The organism is Leptospira kemamanensis (genome assembly GCF_004769665.1).
In the GTDB taxonomy this organism is placed as follows: Bacteria; Spirochaetota; Leptospiria; order Leptospirales; family Leptospiraceae; genus Leptospira_A; species Leptospira_A kemamanensis.
Window position 1 is genome coordinate 115205 of sequence record NZ_RQGG01000009.1, and the last position, 24449, is coordinate 139653.

Here is a 24449-nt window from a genome sequence, read left to right on the forward strand (position 1 = left end):
AAAGCAAAAGAAGTGGCCTTTTTTTAGAAGACTACGGATTCCACTAACAATCAGTGATTTCATAAAGATTTTTTGATTGTATCTGCGATGAGTCGATTTGCTTTTTCATTGAAGTGGATGTCTTCTGGTTGTAATAAGTCTCTATGACTACGAAAGATTGGACGTAAATCAATCAAAGGAATTTGAAATTCTTGAGCCAATTGTTGCAATGCTAAAATGAATTCCGCATCACCCGTAAGCCAATTTGGATCCAAAGGAAAACCAATTTCCTTGTACACTGCAAACCTTGAGGAATCAAATTCAACATCGAGAGGAATATAAACAAGTGTGAGTGCAACATTTCGTTTGGTGAGATTTTCTTTGAGTCTAAACAAGATCTGTTTCCATCGTTTCCAATTTTGACTCGATACAGATTTTACCTGTAATGATTCATAAAAATAATTAGGACTAATCGAATATAAGGTTTTAAATGATGTGTAATTTGGTGGAATCGGAGGGGAATCTTTTGGATTGCCTCTTTTTTTATTATCCAGTAATGGCAAATTAGAAAGACGATTCAGTTCTTCTGTCATTCGAACTTGCACCGATTGGAAATACTCTCGTTTCCTAATCGATCGAGAGTACTCTGGTAAAAAAAACGTAAGTACATCCCTATACCAACTTTGTCGTTTCACAAAATGAAGAAAATCGGGTGTATCTCCCGTCTCATACACATCATTTCCATAAATCACTAAGTATAATTTTTGAAACGAAATGGAATCTTTTATCGTTTGGTATATCGAAAATTCGTTTTCTAACGTATAACCAGGAACACTGACATTGATCCATTGGCAATTCGTCTCAGCATTCAAAAGTTCGGTAAAACGATCCTTTAAAAAAATTCCCGAACCAAACGTTTGCGAATCACCTAATACGAGATAATGACAATTTACATTTTTCAACCCATTGGGTTGTCGGATACCAAATTGGTTTGTTTTCCCGTATTCTACTTCTCCATTCCGGAAAAAAGGAATGGTTTGGTTTGGGGGATAGTGATAGGTTCCATATTCGACAAAGGGAACTAAAAACCATCTGTCTACGAATCTAAGGCAAAGAAAAGCAGAAACAAAGATGATGAGGATCAAAAAAAGGAACCGAAGTTTTGTTCCACCTAAATGTAAATTCACTTTTTTCATTGTAGAACTGTGGAACTCTTATACCATGTACTAGATTCGATTTGATATGAACCTGTCCAAAAAAGCAATAGGATTCTTTTTTCTCTTAGGATTTTTCATACTTTGTTTTTTCCTCACAAAGATGGATGCAATCAAATCATTTTCTGATTTTTCTTTATTCGAATGGCAAACTCATTTGGCCACCCAAGGGAAACTGTATTTACCTTATACTCATTCCTCTTTAGATCCAGAATATCAATTCTTTCCGTTACCGAATTTGTTTTTTCACCTAACAAAAAATAATGCTCACGCAACTTTTCCTAATTTATATCCAATTTTAATGTCTCCATTGTATTTACTTTTTGGAGTTTACGGAATACAAGTCGCACAGTTTGTACTTTTTCTGATTTCCATCTGGATATTTTTCCAGACCACAAAAAATGAAGTTTTGACTTTGTTTTTGTTTTTTAGTTCTTCCATCGTTTTATATATCTTTTTGGTTCATGATACCATCTTAGTCTTTTTTATAGAAATCCTGGTTCTCTTTTTCTATCAAAAGGAAAAACCATTTCTGACATCACTCTTGACTGTTATCGTGATTTGGATGAGACCGGAAATGGGTTTTGTTTTTTGTTTTTTACCTTTTTTGTTTCCTCATTCGATTCCATGGAAAAAGTATTTTTTTCTTTGCAGTGTCTTGTTTCTCTTATTCGCTTTGATTAATTTTATTTTCTATCATTCCTTTTTACCCTTACGATTCTTAAAGAATTCCCAATCCCAATGGAATCCTGAAGTAGGAATCTACTTACTGCGTTTGGTTTGGCAACAAATCCCAATATTTATACTCTTTATATTCTTCCTGATTTGGGAATGGTTTCATCAGACCAAAAATTATTTACATATCTTCCTTGTTTGTACCACAATTTTGGTTTGTTTTGTTTCACCGAATACGGGGGGACATGATACACCAAGATACCTATATGGTTTCATACCTTTGTATTTACTCTCGATGGAAAACAAAAACAAGAAACTTACAATTCATCCCGTGATCGTGACTTTTTTTTTGCTCCTTATGTCTATCTATTTCACCTATGGGCTCCATTCCCAATTCAAAACCTTAGCTAAAATCTCCAAGTATCAATCGAACACTTTGTCCGAAATCGCTTCATTGAAAGAAAAAACAATTGTGGTCAACAATTCTGATTTATCGTTTATCCTTTTGCCACTATTGACTCAAAACAAAGACATCCTTCTTTTGCGGGAAGAAGTATCTAATTCAGGTTTTGTCAATTTTTTGACAAAAAACCAAATTCCAGAATTTGTGTTCGTGGAAATTCCTCCGAGTCCCTATCCCATCCCTGATTCCCTAGTTTCCGAAGATTGTCAGAATCACTGTATCTACCAAAAACGAGAATCTAATCCCTTACCCAATGCTCTGTTACCCATCTCTATAAGCCGTTATCTCCGATCTTTCTAATCAATAGGGATTTCTGACTTGATTTCTAACGAAACTCTCTATAGTATTTCTTGGGAAAGGTTCGTATGAGTTCAAATAAATGTCCAAGTTGTGGTAGCACCAATATATACCAAGAGTCGGCAAATATTTTTCGATGTGGAGACTGCTTCGACAAACTTCCGTCAGCTTCTCTTTACGACAGTCCTCCACCGAAAGTATACGGAACCAATCAAAAACTAGAAAGTTTTTCCTTTACTAAGTACAAATACATCATCATCGCCGTTGTTGTTGGTTGGATGTTTCTCGGAACCGTCATTACATCGATCTCTCAATGGATCAATTTGAATAACACTGCAACATCAGAAGAAGAATCACAAGAAATTGCGATTGATCCAAGTTTAAATAATGTAGAGATCCAACCGGAAGGTGAGTTCACTCTATTAGGGGAGATTCCTGATACAATCGGCAATATTTATTTTGTTGGTAAATTTGAAAACCAATCCGAGTCAACTCTCCTCATGCCGAAAATCACGGTCAACTTACTTGCGGAAGACGGAACTAGTGTAGGCAAATGTGAAGGGTATGGAGATAAAAACTTTGTGACAAAAAATGAATCAGTAAGTTACGAAGTTCTTTGCACCGATGCTCCCAAATACCATCACTACGAACTACTTCTGACTGGTACAAATTATGTGGCCGAATTTTCTCGACCAAATTTTACTTTGTCTGCCATCAATGTAAAAAAAGTAAAAAACAAAGGCACTGTGATTACAGGAAAAATCCAAAACAGTGGATCCACGATCGCAAATTACACTAGAGTCAAATGTCTCTTAGTTGGTGCGAATGGAAAAACTTTCGATTATGGAACATATACTTGGGATCAGGAAGATTTTCCACCACAAGAAACTCGTACCTTTTCCTTAGAATTCAATCGATCAAAAGAAAGAGCTGCTTCTTATTACTGTGACGCTGATGCAGTGAACCAAGAAGCGAATTAAAAGAGGCCAATTAAGATTTTATGATTTGTCCCACTGTGCATGTAGGACTTGGTAAAAATTTTCAATCGACTTATCTAGGTTATGAGAACGCCAATAAGGATTGGATTCTAGTGCAATTTGTACGTTTTTGACAACACTTCTGATGAAATTCGTGCGCTCAATTTTAGAACCGTTTTCTAATTTTTCAAATGTTGTGTTACGGGTTGCCAGTTCTCGTTTGAGAGCAGTAGATATCACTATCACCGCATCATCTGTTGTTAGTCGGTGCTCCATCACCAATAATTCTGCTGCTTCTTTGATGAGTTTCAGTTGTCGATTGCTTACAGTCATGAGATCGAAGCATATTTGACAATAAGGGTTTCTAAAAAACAAGACAGAAATGGATTTTTGTAGCGAAAAATTCTTTCAAAATTTCCAATACAGAAAATAAAGAGAGAACTTTGGCAATTTTGATCAAAATCAAAAATGAAGACATTTCCTTCGATGGACTGAGTGGTTTTCGTGAAAGGATTATGTCTACCATCAAAAACAGCAAAGAAGATATAGAATTGGATTTCTCAGAAATCACCATGTCCCTTGACAGCGCTACCATAGGCGAATTGATGAAGTACCATTCGACCTTAGAAGCGCAAAACTTGCAGTTACGCCTGACAGGTGTAAACAAATTGATTCGCACCGTCTTCCGATTGAACAAACTCGACACCATCTTACACCTAGCAGAATAACTAAGGATAAGTACGCATTGCACTGTTTCTCCTAGTACGAATTTCAAAACGTACATTAGGTAGTCAAAACTCATTCCGTCAAATTCGAATATGAAGTACGGAATTCTTATTACTCTTTCTCTCCTTATCCTCCAGCTTAATTGTGAAAAAAAAGACAAAGACTCTTACTTATGGGCGATTGCCTTACTTAACTCTTCGCAATCAAAAGAAATCCAAACACCTGAGGAAACTCCAAACCCAGAGATTTCCTTCCCAACCAAAATCCATTTCACTGTTTTCACTGGACCAGAAACAAAAGGACTATGTCCAAGTTTTGGAGGTCTATTTGTTCAATACAAAAGAGGTGAAGAAGAAACTTGCTCATCTACTGGTTGGGAACCTTCTTGTGTTTCTTATCTCTATTCTCCAGATGGAACGATCAAAATGATCGATGCGAGAAGTTTTTTGGGGCTCAGTTTCAACGAAGATTTGGAAATGCCATCACATATTTTTCCCACAAATTCAACTTCCAATATTCTATGTTTCAAACAAATGATGCCAACTGACAACGATCATGTGGAAATGTATAGTTTCCAATTGCAGGCAATCAAAAAAAATCAAACTGTTTGTGAAGGAACTTGGAACGACACTCAATGTGTAGATTCGATACCGATTTTTGGTACCTCAGAATTTCTCATGCCGAAAGAATTCCCTATTTTAACTACGGATGGAGATGGGCATGTTGGTTCCCAAACTTTGAATCTTAAATATGTTTCTGAAGAAAATTTTTATACCACTTGTACTTTTTTTGGCAATGAACATAGAAAAGTGGAAGGATTTACTTGGAATGCTTATATTGCAGGCACTGGAGAGATGGGAGATGGCCTTGGTATGTGTCGTCAATGTGAGCAAAATTACTGCGAATCAATCGATCCAAATACGGGCCTTGCTATCCAACTCACTCCAGAAAGAATATTTCCAATCCCAGTTGGCAACATCATCACAGCAAAAAAAGAAATCATTTTACATGTGATCAAAGGCCAAGGACCAGGCAAACATAGTGTCAGATGGAATATACAAGGTTTTCGTCAATGGGTTGGCCCAAAAGAATTGTTGGTAATGTTATCCAATAGCAATGTTTTATTTGTCTTCCTTTTTCCCATCCTTCTAACAGTATTTATATTTCTAAAAAAGTTTTGGAAAAAAAGAATCAAATTTAAGTGAGCAAATGATCCATCAACCTAAGTTATGTTTCATTTTGCACGGGTAATGCAATTTGAAATGCAACTTTCGTTTTTGGTTTTCCATCCCAATCCAGATGGTCTTTTACATTAAAAATTGAAATTTTACCTTGGTGTTTTTTGATGCAATTATCCACATAACTCAATCCCAATCCAAAATCCAAGGTTCCATATTTTTCAAATTTTTAGTCTTTTTCTTCGAAAGTATTTCAAAATTTCTGAATACAATAATAAAACAACTGTTCCATGGAAAGCAAATCCGTAAACATGAAATGGTAACGGAGCAAAATAATAGATAAATCGTAAATCAGTATAAAAGAATAAATAACATAACAAAAAGGAAAACAGAATCCCGATCCAAATGATTTGATTGGAAAACAAATTCATTGTAAATACAGATTCCAACTTAGACCTTTTGCTAAATACATTTGCAATTTGTACTGTGATTGTTGGGAAAAAGAAAGCAGTGAGGGATTGCAGATACTCAGGACTTGCCTTTGTCATATTGAGTCCTTCTGGTGAAGAAGGCATCACTCCTCCACATTCCGTGTATACAAAATAGTAATAAGTACTAAGACAAGCTCCTAATAATATCATCCCTTCCATCAGATAAGATTTTAAAATAAAACCAAGAGAGATCAATTTTTCATTTCGATTCCTTGGTTTTCGATTCATAATTCCTTTTTCCGGTGGTTCCGATCCCAAACCCATCGCTGGAATCAAATCGGTTCCGACGTCTACAGCCAAAACACCCATCACTGTCATAAGGAGAGGAAACCCAGGAATCAATGCCCAAAGCAGGAAGGGAATCAACTCTTGTGGATTCGAGTTTAAAACATATGCGGAAAATTTTCGAATATTCTCAAATACCCCTCTTCCTTCTTCAATCGCGGACACTATGGTTGCAAAATCATCATCCACGATGATCATACGAGCAGCTTCTTTAGCTACCTCAGTACCACGTTTGCCCATGGCAATCCCGATATCGGCTTTTTTTAAAGCAGGACCATCATTTACACCATCTCCTGTAACGGCAACAATTTCACCTAACTCTTGTAATATTGTGACAATTCGTAATTTTTGAGATGGGGAAACTCTTGCAAAGATAGGTTCCCCTTTTTTAACCCATTCGCGTAAACTGATATCGTTCATTTGATCCAATTGGACACCAGTGATGACAACAGGTGATTCCCCACCGATCCCAATGGATTTGCCTACCGATTCTGCAGTCAGTGGGTGGTCTCCAGTGATCATCAGAATTCGAATACCCGCCGTATGACATTTTGTGATCGCATCTGGAACTTTTGGCCGAATGGGATCCGCAAGGCAAGCATGTCCCAAATAAATCAAATTGGATTCTATTGCATCTAACGAGAGTTCATTTTTTGATGTGGTACTTACTTCTAAGGTTTGGTAAGCAAATGCTAATACACGATTTCCTTTTCTAGCTGATTCATCAGAACTTTGTTTTAATTTTTCTCTCTTTGTTTCATCCAAAGGATAAACAGAACCATTTTCATACACATAAGAACAAATCGATAAAATTTCTTGAGGTCCTCCTTTCGCAAACGATGTAGTGAAGTTTTGATTTTGCACCACCACACTCATTCGTTTCCGAATCGAATCAAATCCATTGGTAAATATCCTTTGGTTAGAAGTATTTTGGATTCTACCGGATGCTAAATACAATAAGGCCAGTTCCGTAGGATCACCCATTGGATTTGGAACTAAGGATGCGTTATTGCAATAGTATCCACATTCCAATAATAATTGACTGCCTTCTTTTTTAGAAAATTCATCAGGACTTAAGAAGTGATTATCAAAATACAATTCTACTACACGCATTTGATTTTGAGTCAGTGTTCCCGTTTTATCTGAACAAATAACAGTCGTACAACCCAATGTTTCTACACTGGATAAATCTTTTAAGATTGCATTCCGTTTGGCCATCCTCGAAACACCTAATGCTAGTGATAAGGTGACAGTAGGAAGTAAACCTTCAGGGACATTTGCGACAAAGATTCCTATAAAAAACAAAAAGGCTTGCACAAAACTAAGGCCAGCGACCCAATACCCAACTGCTAAAAAAATCACTCCAATACTAAAAGCAAAAAAAGATATAGAGATAACGGTTTGCCTTAATTGTTTTTGTAATGGACTTTCCTCTCTTTTGATTTTGGAGGTTAATCCTGCGATTTGTCCAATTTCAGTTGTTTGGCCCGTCCCAAATACAATGGCTTTCGCCTTACCTTTGATGAGGGAACTTCCCGCAAAAAGAATGTTTGGCATCTCTAACCAAAGAAATTTCCCTTCTAAAACGATTTCGTTTTCTGATTTGTAACGACGTGCGGAAGTAGATTCACCTGTGAGTGATGAGTTATCAACTTCTACATCCTCAGACTCAATGATTCGACAGTCAGCAGGAACAATATCACCTTCCGAAAGAACGAGAAGATCCCCTGGAACAATGTCATCAGCCTGAATGGTTCCTAACTCACCTTCTCGAATCACAGGGCATTCATTTGCTAATAAGTTTCGTAATGCTTCCACAGCATGATCGGATTTAGATTCTTGAAAAAAAGAAAAGATCCCGTTGATGAGGACAACAATGAAAATGGCAATCCCTAATTCTGGCATGTCTACACCAGGCACAAAACAAAGACCCGTTGCCACCCAAAGTAAAACGGCAAATAAATTAAAAAAACTTTTTAAAAACTTCCAAATCACAGGTGTGGATTTTTCTTTTTCAATGACATTTTTACCAAACGTTTTCAATCGAAAGTTTGCTTCTTTTTTTGTAAGACCATTTTGTAAATCAGTTTGTAACTCAAAAGCAATCTGAGACTGATTTAAGTTTTTATAACTTGGTTTCATGTTTTTTTCACCAAGTTGAACCACACTGAGTACATCCACAGCCTTCTGACACTTCAAAAGTTCTTCAAATATTTGAGGTAACAAAGAAGATAAACCATGTAACAAACGTAAGTGCAAGGAGGGCAATGCTTCCGGTATCATTTGATACAATACAAGTTGTATCTTTTTCTCACTTACGAAAATTCCATTTGGCAAAAGGAATAAAAACAATTCAGGAGTTTTGATTTTTTGGGAGCGAAAATGAGGAATGAGAATCTGATCCCCAATCCTTTCAAAGGTTTGGTTGGGGATCGAATGGAACCGGTAGTGGATTTCTTCTTGTAATTCGAGTTCTGGAATTTTTTTGATTAATGCGTTTTGAACATCTTCCCAATCATTTGCATCTTTTAGAATTTGGATGGAATCAACATTTAGATATTCAAGTAACATAATCGAATTTTGTCCCTAGTCTTCATCGGACGATATTTTGGATCAGAATCTATCGATTCTATGTGAATGAAAACTTCAGGAAACGATGGATTCAAAGACACTTCCAAAGGAAATTTGATTATTCTTGGAAAATTTCCTTGGCCGCTTTCGGGTAACGCAACTGGATACCATCCCACCAAACATCTGTACTAAAGGCAGCAGATTCGGCTATTTGCCATTTTCCATTCACTCGTTTGTACAATGCTTCTACATGGCAACAGTCATAAGGAAGATCTTCTGCCAATTCTATCTCTTTTCCATCTTTTCGTTTCGCAGTACCACGAAACCAAGCAAAATCACCTGACAATTTAAAGTGTTCCACAACAAATACAAATTCTTGTTTAAACTCTTTTGTTAAGTTGGCTCTTAATAAATCTAACAAATAGGTACGTTCTACTTCGTTTGATTTATTTTTTGTTTTGTAATCCAAAACATTGGTTTGCGAATATAAACCAAAACTAAAAAGGAAAACTAGTAGAATATAAATACTCTTTTTATCCAAAGGAACCTCCCGTTTATCGAACCTTTACTTTTTGGATCATCTTAAAAAATAAGGAAGGAAAAAATGTTTGTAAAAACAAACCAAATTTTTCTTTGAATCCAGCAATCACAACTTCCCTCTGATGATTTGCAACTGCATGTAAAATGCGATGAGCACAAAGTTGGACAGGGAGTCCTGATTCAATGACGGCATCCATTTTTCCCGTGGAAGACCCATCTCCTTGTAATGCATTTTTTGAGATATTGGTTTGGATAAAACCCGGGTAAACCATCGTAACAAAAATTCCTGATTTTTCTTCCTCTGCACGTAACGCATGAAAAAAACCAACTAACGCAAATTTGGATGCAGAGTAGGCAGAACGAAGAGGACTTCCCAATTTCCCTGCGACGCTCGATATCACAGCAAAATGAACCGATTTTTTGCCTAAAATTTCTGGCAACATCGCGCGAGTTAACTCAGCTGCTCCAAAAAAATTTGTGTTCATGATTTTTTCAATCGTGGACAAATTGGTTTCTTTCGTAAGAGATCTTTGGCTTATCCCACCATTATGAATGACAACTTTGGGGATTCCATATTTTTTCAGACATCGTTTAGCAAATTCAGAGACAACTTGGTATTTTTCTAAATCCAGTTTCTCAACAGCATATCTTCCTTTTTCTAAACCGAGATCCTTGGCGATTTGTTCCAAGTCTTTCGGTTTTCTTGATGCCAATAAGACATTTGCATTTTGCTGATACGCTTGTTTAACTAATTCTTTTCCAATTCCAGAAGAGGCACCTGTGATCCAAACCCATTCTCCTTGATAAAACTCGTTCATAGATTCCCCTTCACGTTTCAAAATAACAATTTAGAGAAAATATAAAGGATCAATGTTTTTTCACAACTTGTTTTCTATGGCAGGACTTCTTTGATGAGAATTGTAAATATCAAAAATTACGGTCTGCCTTTGCAAAAAGGAACAGACCTATGTGTATGTCAGTTTACTTGGAGAGAGTAAAACTCGGGCATTCAATCCGATAGGGATTTTTTTTGCCTTGGGAATTCAAATACATCGCTTCATGTACAAGCCGATATTCTCCTTTCGGAAGAGACTCATTCGTTTCCCAAATCAAATTCATTTTACCAAGCCCACCAAAAAATAAACCAGGCTCTTCATATTCAAATTTGGTATCATAATTTGCATCCGATCGAATTTGTTTCCAAACATTTCCCTGTTTTGTTTCTACCAAGAGATAGGATTTCACTTTCGGATAACCAATATTCGGATTTGCCGCATTCACTTGGCAAAGTGCAGTTTCTCCATTTTGGTAAACTTTTGCATTTTCCTTTAACACCTGTTTGGGTTCATCTGATTTCAGTTCTGAGTTTGGAAGTTTTAATGGATGAACACGATCCGAAAGATCCAGTGGTTTCAAATCCCAATTTGATGATTCGGAAACTTCATTTCCTTTTAACAATTCTTTGGACATGAATGCAAACTCTTGGCGAAGTGCGTTTAAACTTTGTCTCCCATGTAAGGTATGCCCTCCTTCATAATTCTGAGTGTTATATTCTTCCGGTGTGGTGATGTATCCCGAAAAATCATTGGTTAAACCAGACAAAACAATTTCCGAAACCCGACCGTGTAAAACAGAGTTTACTTCTTTTTTTAACCTGCGACTCGACATCGTCGTCACTTCATGTGGCAAAACCAAAATGGAAAGATCACCAAGTAAAACAAGTCCGTACGGCAGAATTTGTGGTAAACTTGGAATTGGTTTTGTTTCGCCCATAGGGAATAAAATAGCTTTTGGTTTTTGGCATTCACGTAACGAATCAGAAGGAGATTGTAACATGAATTTGGCGATCCAATCAATATAAAACTTTCGATTTTTTTCTGTCATCCCTTCATGAAATAACCAATGTCCACCACCTTCTTCAGTTGAACCTGCAGCAAATGCATAACCGTAAGCAGATGGACATGTGTATTCTGTTTTGCCAGTGCCGGAAAATTCACTGCTGACGGGATGCCTACTCATATCAATGAACTTTTGATAGAAACTAAGACCAACTTTTAATGATTTTCCTTGTGCCAACAAAATCTCTTGGCTCGCTAAAAATTGTCGTTTGCCAATGATAAAACTACTTTCATAAATATCTTTGCCTGGGCCCGTATTATTCAAATTTAAATTCGGTGATACATCTCCTTCATTCGCTTGTGCAAAAATAGCGATAAAGGAAGGATTCCCTTTTTTAGATTCGGCTTCTTCGGCTAACAGAGATGCAATTCCCTTATTATCAGAGGAAATCAAACGATTATCAAAAGTAATATTTGTAGGATGAACTCCATACCAATTCACAAATCCGATTGCTTTTCCATCTACATAAACATTGAGTTGGACCATCTCACGATCAATGGTATCTAGATAAGACTTTCGTTCGGATTCTGGATTTGCCAGGTACGCCGACAAACTTCTGTTCACACCTGCATCTGGTACAATGGATTTCCCAATTTTTAATTCAGCTTGTTTTCTATTTGCATATGCTTCTTTAATGGCTTCAAAAATTCCATCCCTTAGTACAGCATATGACTCTCCATAAAACTGAGAGGAATAAAACGAAACTTCTGAATAATGGAAATGTCCCGCAGGGCCACTATGAGTATGGGAAGCATTGAGTAAAACATTTCCAAAATGAAACTTGGGATCCACTTCCTTTTGGAGTTTGGCCACTACTTCTCTTTGGATTTCAAATGGGATTCCTCCCACCTCAGCCGTGACATAGGCCAAAAATTTCTTTTGGGATGGCTCTTCAATGACAAGTGCTCTTGCAAATTGGCGAGTTTGGATTCCGATCCCCGTTTGGTCTTCCCTTGCATACCCCCAAAACATAACACCCACAGGTGGTCCCGTGATGTCTTTTTTTGCCATACCAGCTAGATAAGATTTCGAGTCTTCGGCGAAAACAGGGAGGGAAAGGGAAAGAAGAACCAATAGGAGGAATCGTTGTTTCATCTGACTTGTTTTCCTGTCTTCCAGAAAACTTGTCAATCCCAAACAAGTGTCGACTATTTTTTCGCGGTTTCGCACCTTTGTTTAAGTTTGGACACAAATCCCCGTCTCAATCCATCCGAAAGAAAGTAAGGACGAAAAGAGAAAGGGTTTTGATTCTGGAAAACTCTACGAAAAGGTGTTTTTATGCTTTCACTTTTACAAACCAAGTTGGGTCGATTTCGAATTTTGGCATTTTTAGAAGGACTTTCTTTTTTAACGATTCTCTTCATTACCATGCCTCTCAAGTATCTCTACCAAAACCCAGAACCAAATAAAATTGTTGGTTTAGTTCATGGATTACTTTTCCTTTTGTATTTGGTGGAACTCTTCCAAGTAAAAGTGGAGTACGATTGGAAAATGAAAAAAACAATCCTTGCTGCCTTAGCATCAGTGATTCCATTTGGAACGTTCTTTGCCGAAAAATATTTATACTTAAAACCAGATGATAAAGAAACAGGAAACGTAAAATAAACATGAAATCAAAATTTCTTTTGCTAGTTATTTTCACCAAACTTGCGTTAACAAGTGGTATCTTAGGCCAAACCAAAACCACTAAAAAACCAACACAGATTAAACCCGTGATGGAAACACCTGTGGAAATTGAAAGAACTGCAAAAGAAACTCCAGACCAATACCAAGTTCGTCTGATCATGGAAAATGATGCCTTTGGTGGATTCTCTGATCGTTATTATACCAATGGTTCTCGATTAGAATTTCATATGACAGCAGGAGAATCCAATCCTACACGGAAAGTTTTCAGTTACTGGAATGATATTTTTATCACACCATCTGAAACAACAAAATACTTACAAGGATTTGCTGTTGCCCAAGAATTTTATACGCCAACAAACATTACAAAGGCGGATGTATCTTACGGGGATAGGCCTTACTCCAGTCGTGGATACTTTAGTAATTCTTTAACCACCGCTACTGAAGACACAAGCATCACTACGGAACTCGAATTGGGTATGATTGGACCATCAGTTGGTGGCAAATCAGCACAAATGAATTTTCATAATTTAATTAACTCACCAACACCTCAAGGTTGGGATACACAAATTCCTGATTCCTATTCTGTTGCTTTGAGAACAGACATACGTAAGTACTACCATCGTTTTTTTGGAACCCAATACAATCTCAACTTAGGTAATATCAATACGGATGTATCTTTTGGTTTGATATTCCGTTTTGGGAATGTGGACAAAACACCCGGACCTGGGAGTTCCGCCTTACAACCCGGTCCCCCTATCCTTCATAATGAAGGAAATGGATATTGGTATTTTTACATAAATCCTGGTGGAACACTACAAGCATACAATGCCACCATCCAAGGCCAAATGGGAACCGATAAGGCTTATAAATCACAAAACAGAAGTTCGGCGTTCAGTAACTGGGATAGTTTTTTAAATAATCCAACTCCTGATGTTGGTGAAAGGGAATTACAATACCGAGCTTTATCCGAAGATAATGGAAGAAATACATTACAAAGATATGTTTTGTTTAATGAATTTTTAGTAAAAGGAACTAACAATCCTTATAACATTGGTTTAAATTACTTACTCTTTAATAATATCTTTAATGGTGCCGAAGATATTGCGTTCACAACACGAGTCTTTTTGTTAAAAAATTTATCGGATCAATGGGAACAAATTCCAGACAATGCAAAGGCCTTAGCCATTTATTCCATTTTTCGCCCTGAAGGTGGAAAACTTCCTCCTATCGTTCGTTATTACTCCTATGAGATTTTATCTCAGTTTATCTTAGACCCAAAACAAAGAGAAACCTTATTAGCACTCTTACGGGAAGAAGTCGAAGACCGGGAAAACAAAACCTACATTGCCGATTTAAAACGTGCCGTAGGGTTTGTCCGCGCTGGATTTGTCTCCGTCTCCAATGCAGGATTTATGTTTGGTTTACATTATAATTACCAAACCATTGATTTTCAATCGGCAAGGGGACTTCCGCAACAACACCAGTGGATTGGTTTTCAATTGGGCAAAGTGTTTTAACGAACAAGTTTGATTTGTTTCCAACGCAAACTTTTGAACTAAATTCAAAAATAAGACTCGCCAAACAGTGACGATTCACAGAAAACTGTGCGATCATGAAGAATCGCAGTTTGAGTAAAGACCTTTGGTTTGTCTTAATATTATTTGGCCTTGTGGGTCAAATCGCTTGGTCAGTAGAAAACATTTACTTCAATTTATTTATCTATAATACCATTTCCAAAAGTACTTCTTCAGTGACTCTTATGGTGCAACTCAGCGGAATTGTGGCTACTGTCACGACCTTAATTGCTGGTATCTTATCTGATAAACTTGGGAATCGAAAGTATTTTATCTCCCTTGGCTATTTCTGTTGGGGAATTCTCACACTTTCCTTTGCCTTCGTCACCAAAGAAAATACACAAACCTGGTTTGGGTTATCAGACGAAGTCCAAATCATCCAACTCACAATTGCCATTGTAATTACGTTAGATTGTATCATGACTGCATTTGGTTCTACCGCAAATGATGCTGCTTTTAATGCTTTTGTCACTGATAATACAAGTAATGCTAGAAGTTTAGCAGAAGGAGTCTTGTCTGCTATGCCACTCATTGCTATGTTAATTGTTGCTGGTGGGTTTGGCATCGTTGTCACTTCTTTTGGGTATCCCGGACTCTTTGTTGGAGTGGGAACTCTCATGTCCCTCTCTGGTGTGATTGGATTTTGGTTTATCAAAGACAATCCCAATCTAAAGAAATCAGAATCAAATTGGATTTCCGATATACTGTATGGATTTCGTACCACCGTCATCCAAAACAACAAACGACTGTATTTGTATTTTCTAGCGATGGGAATCTATGGGATTGCTAGCCAAATTTATATGCCATACTTAATTATTTTTATGCAAGAATATTTACATTTTGATGTGATCCAATATTCTATCGTACTGGCAAGTGTCATTATTGGAACAAGTTTGATTACTATTTTTTTAGGAAATCGATTTGATGGACAAGACAAAGATCGAATGTTAAGGATTTTTTCTTTTGTTTATATCATAGGAATGACTAGCTTATATCTGACATCAAAAGTTTTCATTGGACAAAACTCCAACTTACTGATGTTACTGGTTGGGTTTACAAGTTTGATTTTGATGACAGGTTTTGTTCAAATTTTAGCTCTTCTTGGTGCACAAATCAGAGATTATACACCAGTCGAAAATATTGGAAAATTACAAGGGATTCGTATGATCTTTTTTGTATTAATTCCTATGTTTATAGGGCCAATGATCGGTCAAAAAATCAATGAAACAACAAATTTAACCTATATTGATCCGGCCAATGGTGCTCTTGCACATGTTCCTTCTCCCGAAATATTTATCACAAGTGCCATCTTTTGTTTAATTATCTTCTACCCACTAACACTACTCAAACGGACCTAAACCATTGAAACAAAATATTCCATTTCCCGAATACCCAAGACCTCAACTCAAACGTGATAGTTATTTAAACCTAAATGGTGAATGGTTTTTAGGCCATGCAAAACAAGGGGAAACGATCGAATACCAACATAAAATATTAGTCCCCTTTTCCCCAGAAGCAAAGGCGAGTGGTCTCGGCAATTTTGTTGTCCAACCAAATGAAGTTTTATTTTACAAAAGAGAATTTGAAGTAAGTGCAGATTTTTTAAAAGACATCACCATTTTACATTTTGGAGCTGTTGATTACTCTTGCATTTGTTATGTGAACGGAAAAGAAGTTGGATTTCACCAAGGTGGATTTTTACCTTTTTCTTTTCATGTTTCTAAACTGATCAAAATAGGGAAAAACGAAATTCGTCTTACAGTCACAGACCCAACCGATACAGGTCCGCAAGCAAGGGGAAAACAAAAGCTAAACAGAGGAGGAATTTGGTACACTCCTCAATCTGGTATTTGGCAAACAGTTTGGATGGAAAGTGTTTCCGTCGATTATATCAAAAACCTAAAAATCACACCTAACATTGATACCAAGTCGGTTGAAATCGAAGTGGAGACGGAAAGTGATTCCATTCTTGTGCAAATTCTAAATGGTACCGAAGTCATCGCAGAAAGCACCAAAAAGGTTTCCACTCTTTCTATCCCCGATATGGAACTTTGGTCTCCTGAAAATCCTAAGTTATACGATGTAAAAATCAAAACCAAAACTGATTCAATTGAATCCTACTTTGGCATGAGAAAATTTTCCATTGGATACGACGGCCAATACAAACGCCTTTATCTAAACAACAAACCCTATTTTCACAATGGATTATTAGACCAAGGATATTGGGCAGATGGATTATTAACACCACCTGACGATGAGTCGATGATTCGAGAAATCTCATTAATGAAAGAAATGGGATTTAATACCTTACGCAAACATATCAAAATTGAACCACTCCGCTGGTACTATCACTGTGATCGTATTGGTATGTTAGTCTGGCAAGATTTTGTTTGTGGGGGAGGACCTTACGAGACATGGAAAGTTGCTTATTTGCCATTCATAGGTTGGAATACTGATGATACAAAATATCGTTTCCTAAACCGTACAGATGAAAATGGGAAAAAAGAATTCATTCGAGAAATGGATGAAACTGTTTCCCTTTTATACAATACAGTGTCCATTGCTGTTTGGGTTTTATTCAATGAAGGTTGGGGACAATTTGATAGTGTGGCTCTTACCAAAAAATTGAAACAACTCGATTCAACGAGAACGATTGATAGCGTGAGTGGATGGTATGACCAAGGAAAAAATAGTAGTGATCTTAAAAGTTTACATCTCTATTACCAAAAACTAAAAGTTCCCAAAAAGGAACCAAGAGTCATCGTTTTGTCTGAATTTGGTGGTTACTCTTTAAAAACGGATGGTCATGTATATGACGAAAAAAAATTATTTGGCTACAAGGTATTACCTTCGAAAGAATCCTTACAATGGGAATATAAAAAACTGATTGAAACGGAACTTTTACCTTTGATCAAACAAGGCCTAAGTGCTGCAATTTACACACAAGTGAGTGATGTGGAAGAAGAAATCAACGGGATTGTCACTTACGATCGAAAAGTAGTAAAATTCGATATTCCTTTTCTGAAAGAACTGAATGCAAAACTAACCTATCATTAAATACTTGGTCATGTTGTCAGAAAACATAACATTGATTTTAACTGCTTTGTTACTTTTGGGATTCATCATCTATTATTTATGGGATGTGGCCGAATATCCTGTTCTTCGTTTTCACGAATCTGAATTTTCATCACAATTGATTTCAGAAACGAAACAACTCACAAAACGTTATTATCCAACGGTTTGGTGTTTTAACCAACATCTGATGTTGTTTTTACTAATGTTCCGCGAATCTAAATCCAAACCATTTCCATATGATAAAATGGAACTATTGGAAATGAAAGATGGTGGAACCACAGGTCTTGCTTGGGCTGGCATTTCCACTGTTAACCAAAAAGACGATACACCCATAGTCGTAGTTTTTCATACGATCAGTGGCGATGAACAGGATATAAAGGCAACCGTATCCCATTTACGAAAAACATACAATTGGATCGTGGTTGTTTGTATTAGAAGAGGTCATGGCAACCTACCTTTAACCAAACCAATCATCAATACGATGGGTTCCACATCCGATCTAAAGGAACAACTGAGTCATATCAAATGCCAATTTCCAAACAAACCCCTGTTAGGAGTTGGAATTTCAGCCGGTTCTGGACTTCTTGCAAGATACTTAGGGGAATCAGGTGCTAAAAGTATGTTCCAAGCGGCAGTTGCCGTTTCACCAGCTTACGATATAGAAAAAGCATTTCATCGAGTGCATCCTGTTTATAGCAAAATCATGGGACAAAGGATGATCAATTATTTCCTCAAACGTCATTATGAAACGTTTGCCAATGTCAAAGGAACGGAAGAACTAATCCAAATCAAATCCTTAGGTGAATTCCAAGATAAACTTCACACCATCTCAGGTTTCAAAGACAAAGCTTCGTATTATCAAAATTCAAATCCCATCTTAGTTGCCTCTAAAATCAAAACACCCTTACTCATTTTGAACGCTGCTGACGATCCCATTTGTGTGAATCAAAATGTTTTGGAGAATTTGTATTGGTTGGAAAGTTTAAAAAACACGATTCATGTCCATACCAAAAGAGGAAGCCACATTGCATTTTTTGAAGGGATCACTGCCTCTTCTTGGTCCGACCGTTTGATTGGTGAGTATTTTTTATCTGTCTTAAAAATAGGAAATGGCAAACCAACCTATCAGGTTGGCAAGCCTAACGAACAAAATCAAATCAACTTAGGAAAAAAATCTAAATTCTAATCTCTCTCTAACACAAAGAAAAATGGTTGTTTCATTCCTTTAAAGTCCATACAACCTAACAATGTATTTTGGTTTACCTTTCGAAAGACATCATGAATAGGAAGATTATCATAAGTCATTGCGGATGTCACCTTCCCTCGGAATTCAATTTGACGCACTCTTGCTTTTGATTTGTTTGTTTGGAATAAAAAACGAAAACATAAAAACAAATATTTCAACGGCCATAAATTCGTAGAAGGAACGATCGTAGCCAAACGAACTGGCATCAAGGAAGGATTGACTTTAAATAATTTTTTTCCCAAGGTTTGAAATACTAGGGGATGCACATTTTCTGAATCTACAAATTCCTTTCCATACCAATTGAAGGTTTCCAATGCACCATCCATGGTATGTCCTGTATGAAATCCAGAACCATGCCAGCGGCCCATCATCTCTTGCATTTGTACCACGTCTAAGGTGTCAAAAAGTGCAAAAGATTCTTCTGTTGAATTGTTCTTTTTAGAACGCATTTCATTAAATTTAGTTTCTAAGGATGATTTCATCATTTCAAAATAGCTCTAACCTGTTTTGACAAGTGACTGTTTTTAGGAAATATTTTTTGCGAAAAAGAAAATCAGATTTTATAATCTCATTTAAGAACAGATTGGATTTGTTTTCGTTCTTGTTGGATTCGATGTATTGCATGTTTCACTTTCTTTTGGAAGTCCGCTCGATTTGAGAGCGCCAACACATCATTTTTAAAATTTACTAAACCAAGTGCGTTAGCAGTCATCGTCGCAATAAAAACTTGGTAACGTTCGTTCTTATTTTCTGTTAGAAACCACATGGATGCAGTACGAGATGATTTGGCAAAATCACCCAGGAACAATGCCATACCATTGAATTCAGCCATGGATGCAATTCGATTTACCTCATCAACTAACTCATCTACTTCTTTTTGTTTTTCCTTTTGGATCGACTTATTTTTCCCTACTTCCTTTGAAACTAACAAAAGTGATTCGGATATTGCTAGTATACTTTCTAAATACACCAATGTTTGATGAATAAAGAATTTCTGTTTTTCAAATGTCGTTCTTTTGGGTTGCAATTGATTTAATCTCTCCAAACCAATTGCTGTGAGAGATACAAATTTTAGCCTTGAGTCGATAGCCTTAAAGTTGTCCTGCTTCAGTTTCATACGCAGGATACTGCTTGAATTTAGGTTCGTGTGCAAGTTCATCTCATACCCAGATGGCTTCCCAACTTCCTTTTGCTTAAAAAGATTCTGAATGGTAACCCTTGTTTTTTGAATTTGTTTTACAATTAATGACTCACGAATCGAAACAAAAGTAAACATGGGGTGGTATTTTAATTTCATTAAAGTTCTCGTGTTAAGTATTTTTTTCTTTCTTGTCTAAGGAAATGAATTCCCTCTTCTATTGACTTATATGTTTGAAATGCCAAATCCATTGTGGAAACAGAAAGGATTGACCCATCTTGATTTTCCAATCTTAAACTTCTCATCCATTTTTGATTCCCATTCGTTCGAAGATTTAAATTTTTCATCATGATCACAAGTGAGGAAACAACCATTTGTTGGGATTGGCGATCCAAAAAATGATATACTCCACTTTGCATATGATAAGCCCTCTCTTGAATCGTATTCATAGCCGATTCAAAGCCATAATAACGAAGAAAAATCGGCAATGGACTAACACTGGATTGAGTATCTTTTAGCTCTCGTTTCGTTTCAAACTTATATTGCAAATCACTCATATAGGAATAACGGACCACATATTGATGCCATCTAGCACGAGCTCCCTCCAACTGAAATTGGGATCTCTGAGTATGATCCAAAAAACCATACAAATCCATTTGGAAACGGTGATCCATAGATTTGGAAAACTCGGCTGGTTCCAAAGAAAATATAAATTCCATAGGGCTAAAATTGGCAAAAATTGATTCTTTCTGATCTCCACCTAACCAAGGCAAAGATAGATCCAATTGAAAGGGAGTAGATAAATGATTCTCTTTCCCTTTATCAAGAAACAAAGAAAAATAATAGGTTTGATTCTCGGACCCGAATCGAATCATGGCATTTTTAATGGTTTCGGAATCAGAAAAAAATTCTTCTTTTGAATACCCATCCAAACCAATTCGTAAACTTAAGTTTTGCCAAATCCCAAGGATTAAAATCGTCAGTTCTGAAATGATCTCCATGCGTAAACATAGGAAATAAAGTTTTTGGTAAGAAGTAATTGGTTTCTGTTTTTTGAGAGGGAATCTTAGTTCTAATTCTTGAGTGAATGTATCTAAAAACTCTTCTAGTTCGATGTTCACGTAGTATATTTTCGAAGAGATGTCTGAAAGGATATCGGATACCCGATCCATTGGATACGTTGGTATCTCAAACTCCGAAGTAGAATTGGTCGATTCATCCTTTTTCGAATTGGCTTTTAACTCGTTACGAAACCCTGAAAGGAGTAGTGCAGTAAGTGAAATTCGACTGATAAATTCTTTTCTTTGCATTTTGTATCCAAAAACTAAATATACTTTTTAATAAAATATCCTAGTTTGCGCTCCTTATCTATCAATATGCAAAAACAAAACACAATCGTTTTTTAAAATCCCTAAATAGATTCAGAGAATTCCGGTCAAACCTGAAAATACATCTAAACTTATACTTGTAGTCGGTATTTGCATCTGGTATCCTATTCCCATGAATGTCGCAGATTCTGAAATCAAATCCTTGTTAGAAGCTTACAAAACAATCGCTGTTTATGGTTTGAGTCATGACCCATCAAAACCTAGCCATTATGTTCCCGTTTTTATCAGAGAAAAAGGTTGGAATGTTCTAGGAACTTACCCCAAAGAACACAGTGTAGGTGGCTTTTCGATCTATAGAAGTTTAAAAGAAATTCCAAAAGAGAATCGAAAGTTTATCGATGTCTTTCGTAGTTCTGACAAAATTCCAGAAATAGTGGATGAGATCTTAGAATTGGGTGGAACGGAAGTGTTATGGCTGCAACTCGGGATCTCTCATCCAGAAGCAGAAAAAAAAGCAGAGAACGCTGGCATCAAAGTGGTTTCTGACCGTTGCCTCATCATTGAATACAATCGTTTCTTTTAAGTTGCCAATTCTCCCTTTTTAGCGGGAATACATCAGCATTTCCACGGGTTAAGGTGGCCAAATGGGAAACAAATCAACCTGATGCCCCGACTTCTCCCTTTCCCAATGGATTAGAAGGCAATCCAGCTTAATTGATATTGAGTCTTTGTCTCATTTATTCTTGCAAAAACTAACCTCTTCAAAACAATGACCACATGCATCCCAATCTTGAGATTCATTCTCATATTCTTGCAATCCGATGCCCTCTTTTACGAACACTGTTTCGCCATTTCCATTCGAAGAAAAATCTCCTTTGGCTCCTCTTCTGTTTTTGTTTTGCGGTCAATCCTTCGCTTTGGTCACAAACACGCGAAAACGTTCCGAAAGAAAGTTCGCCTGAAAACACAACCGAACCCGTAAAACCAAAACAAGAAAATGGGATTCGCGTCACAGGGAAAAAAGACCAAAGAGACCGGGAAATCCTAAGGACTCCGAATAGCATCAGTCGTCTGAACGAACAAGAAATCCAAGACGCTGGAATCAATCGAACCAATGATATCGACAAACAAGTTCCTAATTTTTCGATCATTGATTCAGGTTCTCGAAACTTCACATACTTTAATATTCGCGGGATGCGTAGTATTGCATTTAGCGAACCAGCAGTAGGTTTGATTTTAGATGGGATTCCTTTAAATGATAATGTAGCACTGAATACGGAACTTTATGGCCTTGAGAATATAGAAGTATATCGAGGAAGCCAGGCCACCTTGTTTGGAAAAAATTTTCAAGGTGGTGTAGTCGAAATTAAAACAAAAAAGCCCACTAACGTAGCAGAAGGAAAAATCACTTTAGATTTTGGTAATTATAAAAAACAAGAAACATCAGTTTATTATAATGCACCTATCATTTACGATAAACTTTATTTCGGTATCGCTGGTAAAACAACGGAACGAGAAGGTTATCTGTCAAATGTAACTGGTTTTTATTATCCGAACAATCGACCTTATGAAGTACCAGTTGAAATCTATAAAACTCATCCTGATGGGAGAAAAGGGAGAGCGGGAAGATTTCGATTGTATTACACTCCCAACGAAATATTTGAAGCCGATCTACAAGTCAGTGCTGAAAGTTTTGATGATGGTTCCCTTAACTTAGTCAATTATTTAGGAGCAAAATCAGAAAGAGAAAAAGCATTATTGCAAGGATGTGTAGTAGCGCCATCTAACTGTTCCAAACTATACGGAACATATGTGAATCGAGTCAATGGAGATCGCAAAGTATATTGGGATTATGAAGGAAAAAGTAATGTCACAGGAAACACATATTCCCTAGCAACTACAACTAAATTACCTTATACAAATTTAAAAACTGCGTCTGCAATCAGAAAGATGGATATTGATCCTATTACAGCAGATGCAGACTTCACTAAAATTGATCAAAACCGCTCCATTTACATTGAAAAAGCAACTACCTATTTAAATGATATTTATTTCGAATCAAAAGATAAACACAATCCACTTCAATTTAAAGTTGGAATTTATTCTTCTAACAAAGTTACGAATATTGACCAGGCAAGAGAACATAGAGTTCAATTATATGTCATCAATGATTTCCCAGGTTTAAGTGCCCCTACACAAGAAAAAAATTTATCAAGGCTACATGATAGAAATATAAGTTTTTATACACATAATAGTTATACTTTTTTCGAAAAATTTACCATTACTCTCGGTGCTCGACTCGAACGACAAGAAAGCCGTTTGTCTCATACGGAACAAGCAGTTGGAGTTTCACCACTTAACCCTCTAGGCGGAACATTAGTATTATCTGATCCATACACAATTAACAATCGTTACAATTACAACGTATCTAGGATGATTTTCGATTATAAACCCATTGAAAATTTAATGTTCTTTATCGGTGTTAGTCGTGGATATAAAAATGCAGGATACAGCACTGTTGTCAATATACCCGAAAGAGCAAGTTTCAAACCAGAAATAAATGATACGATAGAAGCTGGAGTCAAATCAGAATTTTTCCATGGTAAGTTTGGTCTCAAATACACACAATTTTATACTGAAACAAAAGATTTCCATGTGATCCGAGCCATAAACTTATCACAGTATGTAAATCTAAATGCGGAAATGGTTACAATTCGAGGTTACGAACTCGAAACATTTTTAAAACCACAAAAGGATACAAAACTAGGTTTGTCGGCTGGATATACCGAAGGTATCTTCAATAAATTCCAAGACACAGTTCTTAACCGTAATTTTGACGGTAAATGGGTTCATTTCATTCCCAAATACGACATCGTTAGTTACCTCCAATACCGAAATGATTTAGGTATATTTTTTCGAGGAGAGTTCCAAGCAGTAGGTCAGATGTATTTTGCTGCAGATAACACTGTATATAGCGATCCATACTATGTATTGAATACAAGAGTTGGATATGAAACTGATAAGGTTTCCGCTTATTTATACATGAATAATATTAACAACAGATATTACTTCACTTCTTATATCGATGGTACCTTTCAAGCAGTACCAGGCGCACCTCAAACATATGGATTCATGTTAACGTATAAAATTTAATTTCTGGAGAACAA

General features: G+C 36.6%; 21 protein-coding genes. 11 read left to right on the forward strand and 10 right to left on the reverse strand.

Annotation, left to right across the window (positions count from 1 at the left end; all coding sequences use genetic code 11):
• Positions 1–59: 59 nt before the first annotated feature.
• Positions 60–1175 (reverse strand): SGNH/GDSL hydrolase family protein, encoded by a 1116-nt coding sequence (locus tag EHQ59_RS03215; RefSeq protein ID WP_135617703.1) that lies wholly within the window; start codon positions 1173–1175, stop codon positions 60–62.
• Between the two features lie 46 nt (positions 1176–1221).
• Between EHQ59_RS03215 and EHQ59_RS03220 the strand changes: the two genes are divergently transcribed.
• Positions 1222–2631 carry an LA_3751/LA_3752 family putative glycosyltransferase gene (locus tag EHQ59_RS03220; protein ID WP_135617704.1) on the forward strand — a complete coding sequence of 470 codons (1410 nt, stop codon included), beginning with the start codon at positions 1222–1224 and terminating at the stop codon, positions 2629–2631.
• 65 nt (positions 2632–2696) lie between these two features.
• Positions 2697–3608 carry a hypothetical protein gene (locus EHQ59_RS03225; RefSeq protein WP_135617705.1) on the forward strand — a complete coding sequence of 304 codons (912 nt, stop codon included), beginning with the start codon at positions 2697–2699 and terminating at the stop codon, positions 3606–3608.
• A gap of 18 nt (positions 3609–3626) precedes the next feature.
• Here EHQ59_RS03225 and EHQ59_RS03230 read toward each other — a convergent pair whose 3' ends face one another.
• Positions 3627–3938: a hypothetical protein gene (locus tag EHQ59_RS03230; RefSeq protein WP_135617706.1), complete on the reverse strand. Its 312-nt coding sequence runs from the start codon at positions 3936–3938 to the stop codon at positions 3627–3629.
• Positions 3939–4048: 110 nt separating this feature from the next.
• Between EHQ59_RS03230 and EHQ59_RS03235 the strand changes: the two genes are divergently transcribed.
• Both EHQ59_RS03235 and EHQ59_RS03240 read left to right on the forward strand, forming a co-directional pair.
• On the forward strand, positions 4049–4333 hold the full coding sequence (locus tag EHQ59_RS03235) for an STAS domain-containing protein (RefSeq protein ID WP_135617707.1): 285 nt from the start codon (positions 4049–4051) through the stop codon (positions 4331–4333).
• A 90-nt stretch (positions 4334–4423) separates the two neighbouring features.
• Positions 4424–5536, forward strand: coding sequence for a hypothetical protein (locus tag EHQ59_RS03240; RefSeq protein ID WP_135617708.1), 1113 nt, complete (start codon positions 4424–4426; stop codon positions 5534–5536).
• Between the two features lie 22 nt (positions 5537–5558).
• Here the strand turns inward: EHQ59_RS03240 and EHQ59_RS03245 are convergent, their stop codons facing one another.
• The 5 genes from EHQ59_RS03245 to EHQ59_RS03265 all read right to left on the reverse strand — a co-directional run bounded on the left by EHQ59_RS03245 (position 5559) and on the right by EHQ59_RS03265 (position 12390).
• A complete protein-coding gene (locus tag EHQ59_RS03245; protein WP_244245360.1) occupies positions 5559–5717 on the reverse strand; it encodes a hypothetical protein in 159 nt (52 codons plus the stop codon).
• 13 nt (positions 5718–5730) lie between these two features.
• Positions 5731–8856 carry an HAD-IC family P-type ATPase gene (locus tag EHQ59_RS03250; protein WP_135617709.1) on the reverse strand — a complete coding sequence of 1042 codons (3126 nt, stop codon included), beginning with the start codon at positions 8854–8856 and terminating at the stop codon, positions 5731–5733.
• 118 nt (positions 8857–8974) lie between these two features.
• The gene (locus EHQ59_RS03255) at positions 8975–9382 is read right to left on the reverse strand and encodes a hypothetical protein (protein ID WP_425270112.1); all 408 of its coding nucleotides are present in this window, start codon (positions 9380–9382) and stop codon (positions 8975–8977) included.
• Positions 9383–9410: 28 nt separating this feature from the next.
• Positions 9411–10214, reverse strand: a complete 804-nt coding sequence (locus tag EHQ59_RS03260; RefSeq protein ID WP_135617711.1) for an SDR family NAD(P)-dependent oxidoreductase — start codon at positions 10212–10214, stop codon at positions 9411–9413.
• Positions 10215–10377: 163 nt separating this feature from the next.
• Entirely contained in the window at positions 10378–12390 is a 2013-nt protein-coding gene (locus EHQ59_RS03265; protein WP_135617712.1) for a neutral/alkaline non-lysosomal ceramidase N-terminal domain-containing protein, read from the reverse strand.
• A gap of 183 nt (positions 12391–12573) precedes the next feature.
• On the opposite strand from EHQ59_RS03265, the gene EHQ59_RS03270 reads away from it, so the two are divergent.
• The 5 genes from EHQ59_RS03270 (at position 12574) to EHQ59_RS03290 (ending at position 18756) form a co-directional block, all read left to right on the forward strand.
• The gene (locus EHQ59_RS03270) at positions 12574–12900 is read left to right on the forward strand and encodes a DUF3817 domain-containing protein (RefSeq protein WP_135617713.1); all 327 of its coding nucleotides are present in this window, start codon (positions 12574–12576) and stop codon (positions 12898–12900) included.
• Between the two features lie 2 nt (positions 12901–12902).
• The gene (locus tag EHQ59_RS03275) at positions 12903–14438 is read left to right on the forward strand and encodes a lipid A deacylase LpxR family protein (protein WP_135617714.1); all 1536 of its coding nucleotides are present in this window, start codon (positions 12903–12905) and stop codon (positions 14436–14438) included.
• Between the two features lie 95 nt (positions 14439–14533).
• Positions 14534–15853 (forward strand): MFS transporter, encoded by a 1320-nt coding sequence (locus EHQ59_RS03280; protein WP_135617715.1) that lies wholly within the window; start codon positions 14534–14536, stop codon positions 15851–15853.
• A gap of 4 nt (positions 15854–15857) precedes the next feature.
• Entirely contained in the window at positions 15858–17552 is a 1695-nt protein-coding gene (locus EHQ59_RS03285) for a glycoside hydrolase family 2 protein (protein WP_135617716.1), read from the forward strand.
• A 10-nt stretch (positions 17553–17562) separates the two neighbouring features.
• Positions 17563–18756 carry a YheT family hydrolase gene (locus tag EHQ59_RS03290; protein WP_135617746.1) on the forward strand — a complete coding sequence of 398 codons (1194 nt, stop codon included), beginning with the start codon at positions 17563–17565 and terminating at the stop codon, positions 18754–18756.
• On the opposite strand, the gene EHQ59_RS03295 is transcribed toward EHQ59_RS03290, so the two are convergent.
• From EHQ59_RS03295 to EHQ59_RS03305, 3 genes are all read right to left on the reverse strand, one after another.
• Positions 18753–19298: a DUF4334 domain-containing protein gene (locus EHQ59_RS03295; RefSeq protein ID WP_244245362.1), complete on the reverse strand. Its 546-nt coding sequence runs from the start codon at positions 19296–19298 to the stop codon at positions 18753–18755. The genes EHQ59_RS03290 and EHQ59_RS03295 overlap by 4 nt on opposite strands.
• 86 nt (positions 19299–19384) lie before the next feature.
• Entirely contained in the window at positions 19385–20113 is a 729-nt protein-coding gene (locus EHQ59_RS03300; protein ID WP_135617718.1) for a flagellin family protein, read from the reverse strand.
• The gene (locus tag EHQ59_RS03305; protein WP_135617719.1) at positions 20113–21264 is read right to left on the reverse strand and encodes a hypothetical protein; all 1152 of its coding nucleotides are present in this window, start codon (positions 21262–21264) and stop codon (positions 20113–20115) included. The genes EHQ59_RS03300 and EHQ59_RS03305 overlap by 1 nt, the downstream gene beginning before the upstream one ends.
• A gap of 190 nt (positions 21265–21454) precedes the next feature.
• Here EHQ59_RS03305 and EHQ59_RS03310 point away from each other — a divergent pair, with 190 nt between their 5' ends.
• On the forward strand, positions 21455–21865 hold the full coding sequence (locus tag EHQ59_RS03310; protein WP_135617720.1) for a CoA-binding protein: 411 nt from the start codon (positions 21455–21457) through the stop codon (positions 21863–21865).
• Positions 21866–22059: 194 nt separating this feature from the next.
• Positions 22060–24435 (forward strand): TonB-dependent receptor, encoded by a 2376-nt coding sequence (locus EHQ59_RS03315; protein WP_135617721.1) that lies wholly within the window; start codon positions 22060–22062, stop codon positions 24433–24435.
• The last annotated feature ends 14 nt before the right edge of the window (positions 24436–24449 follow it).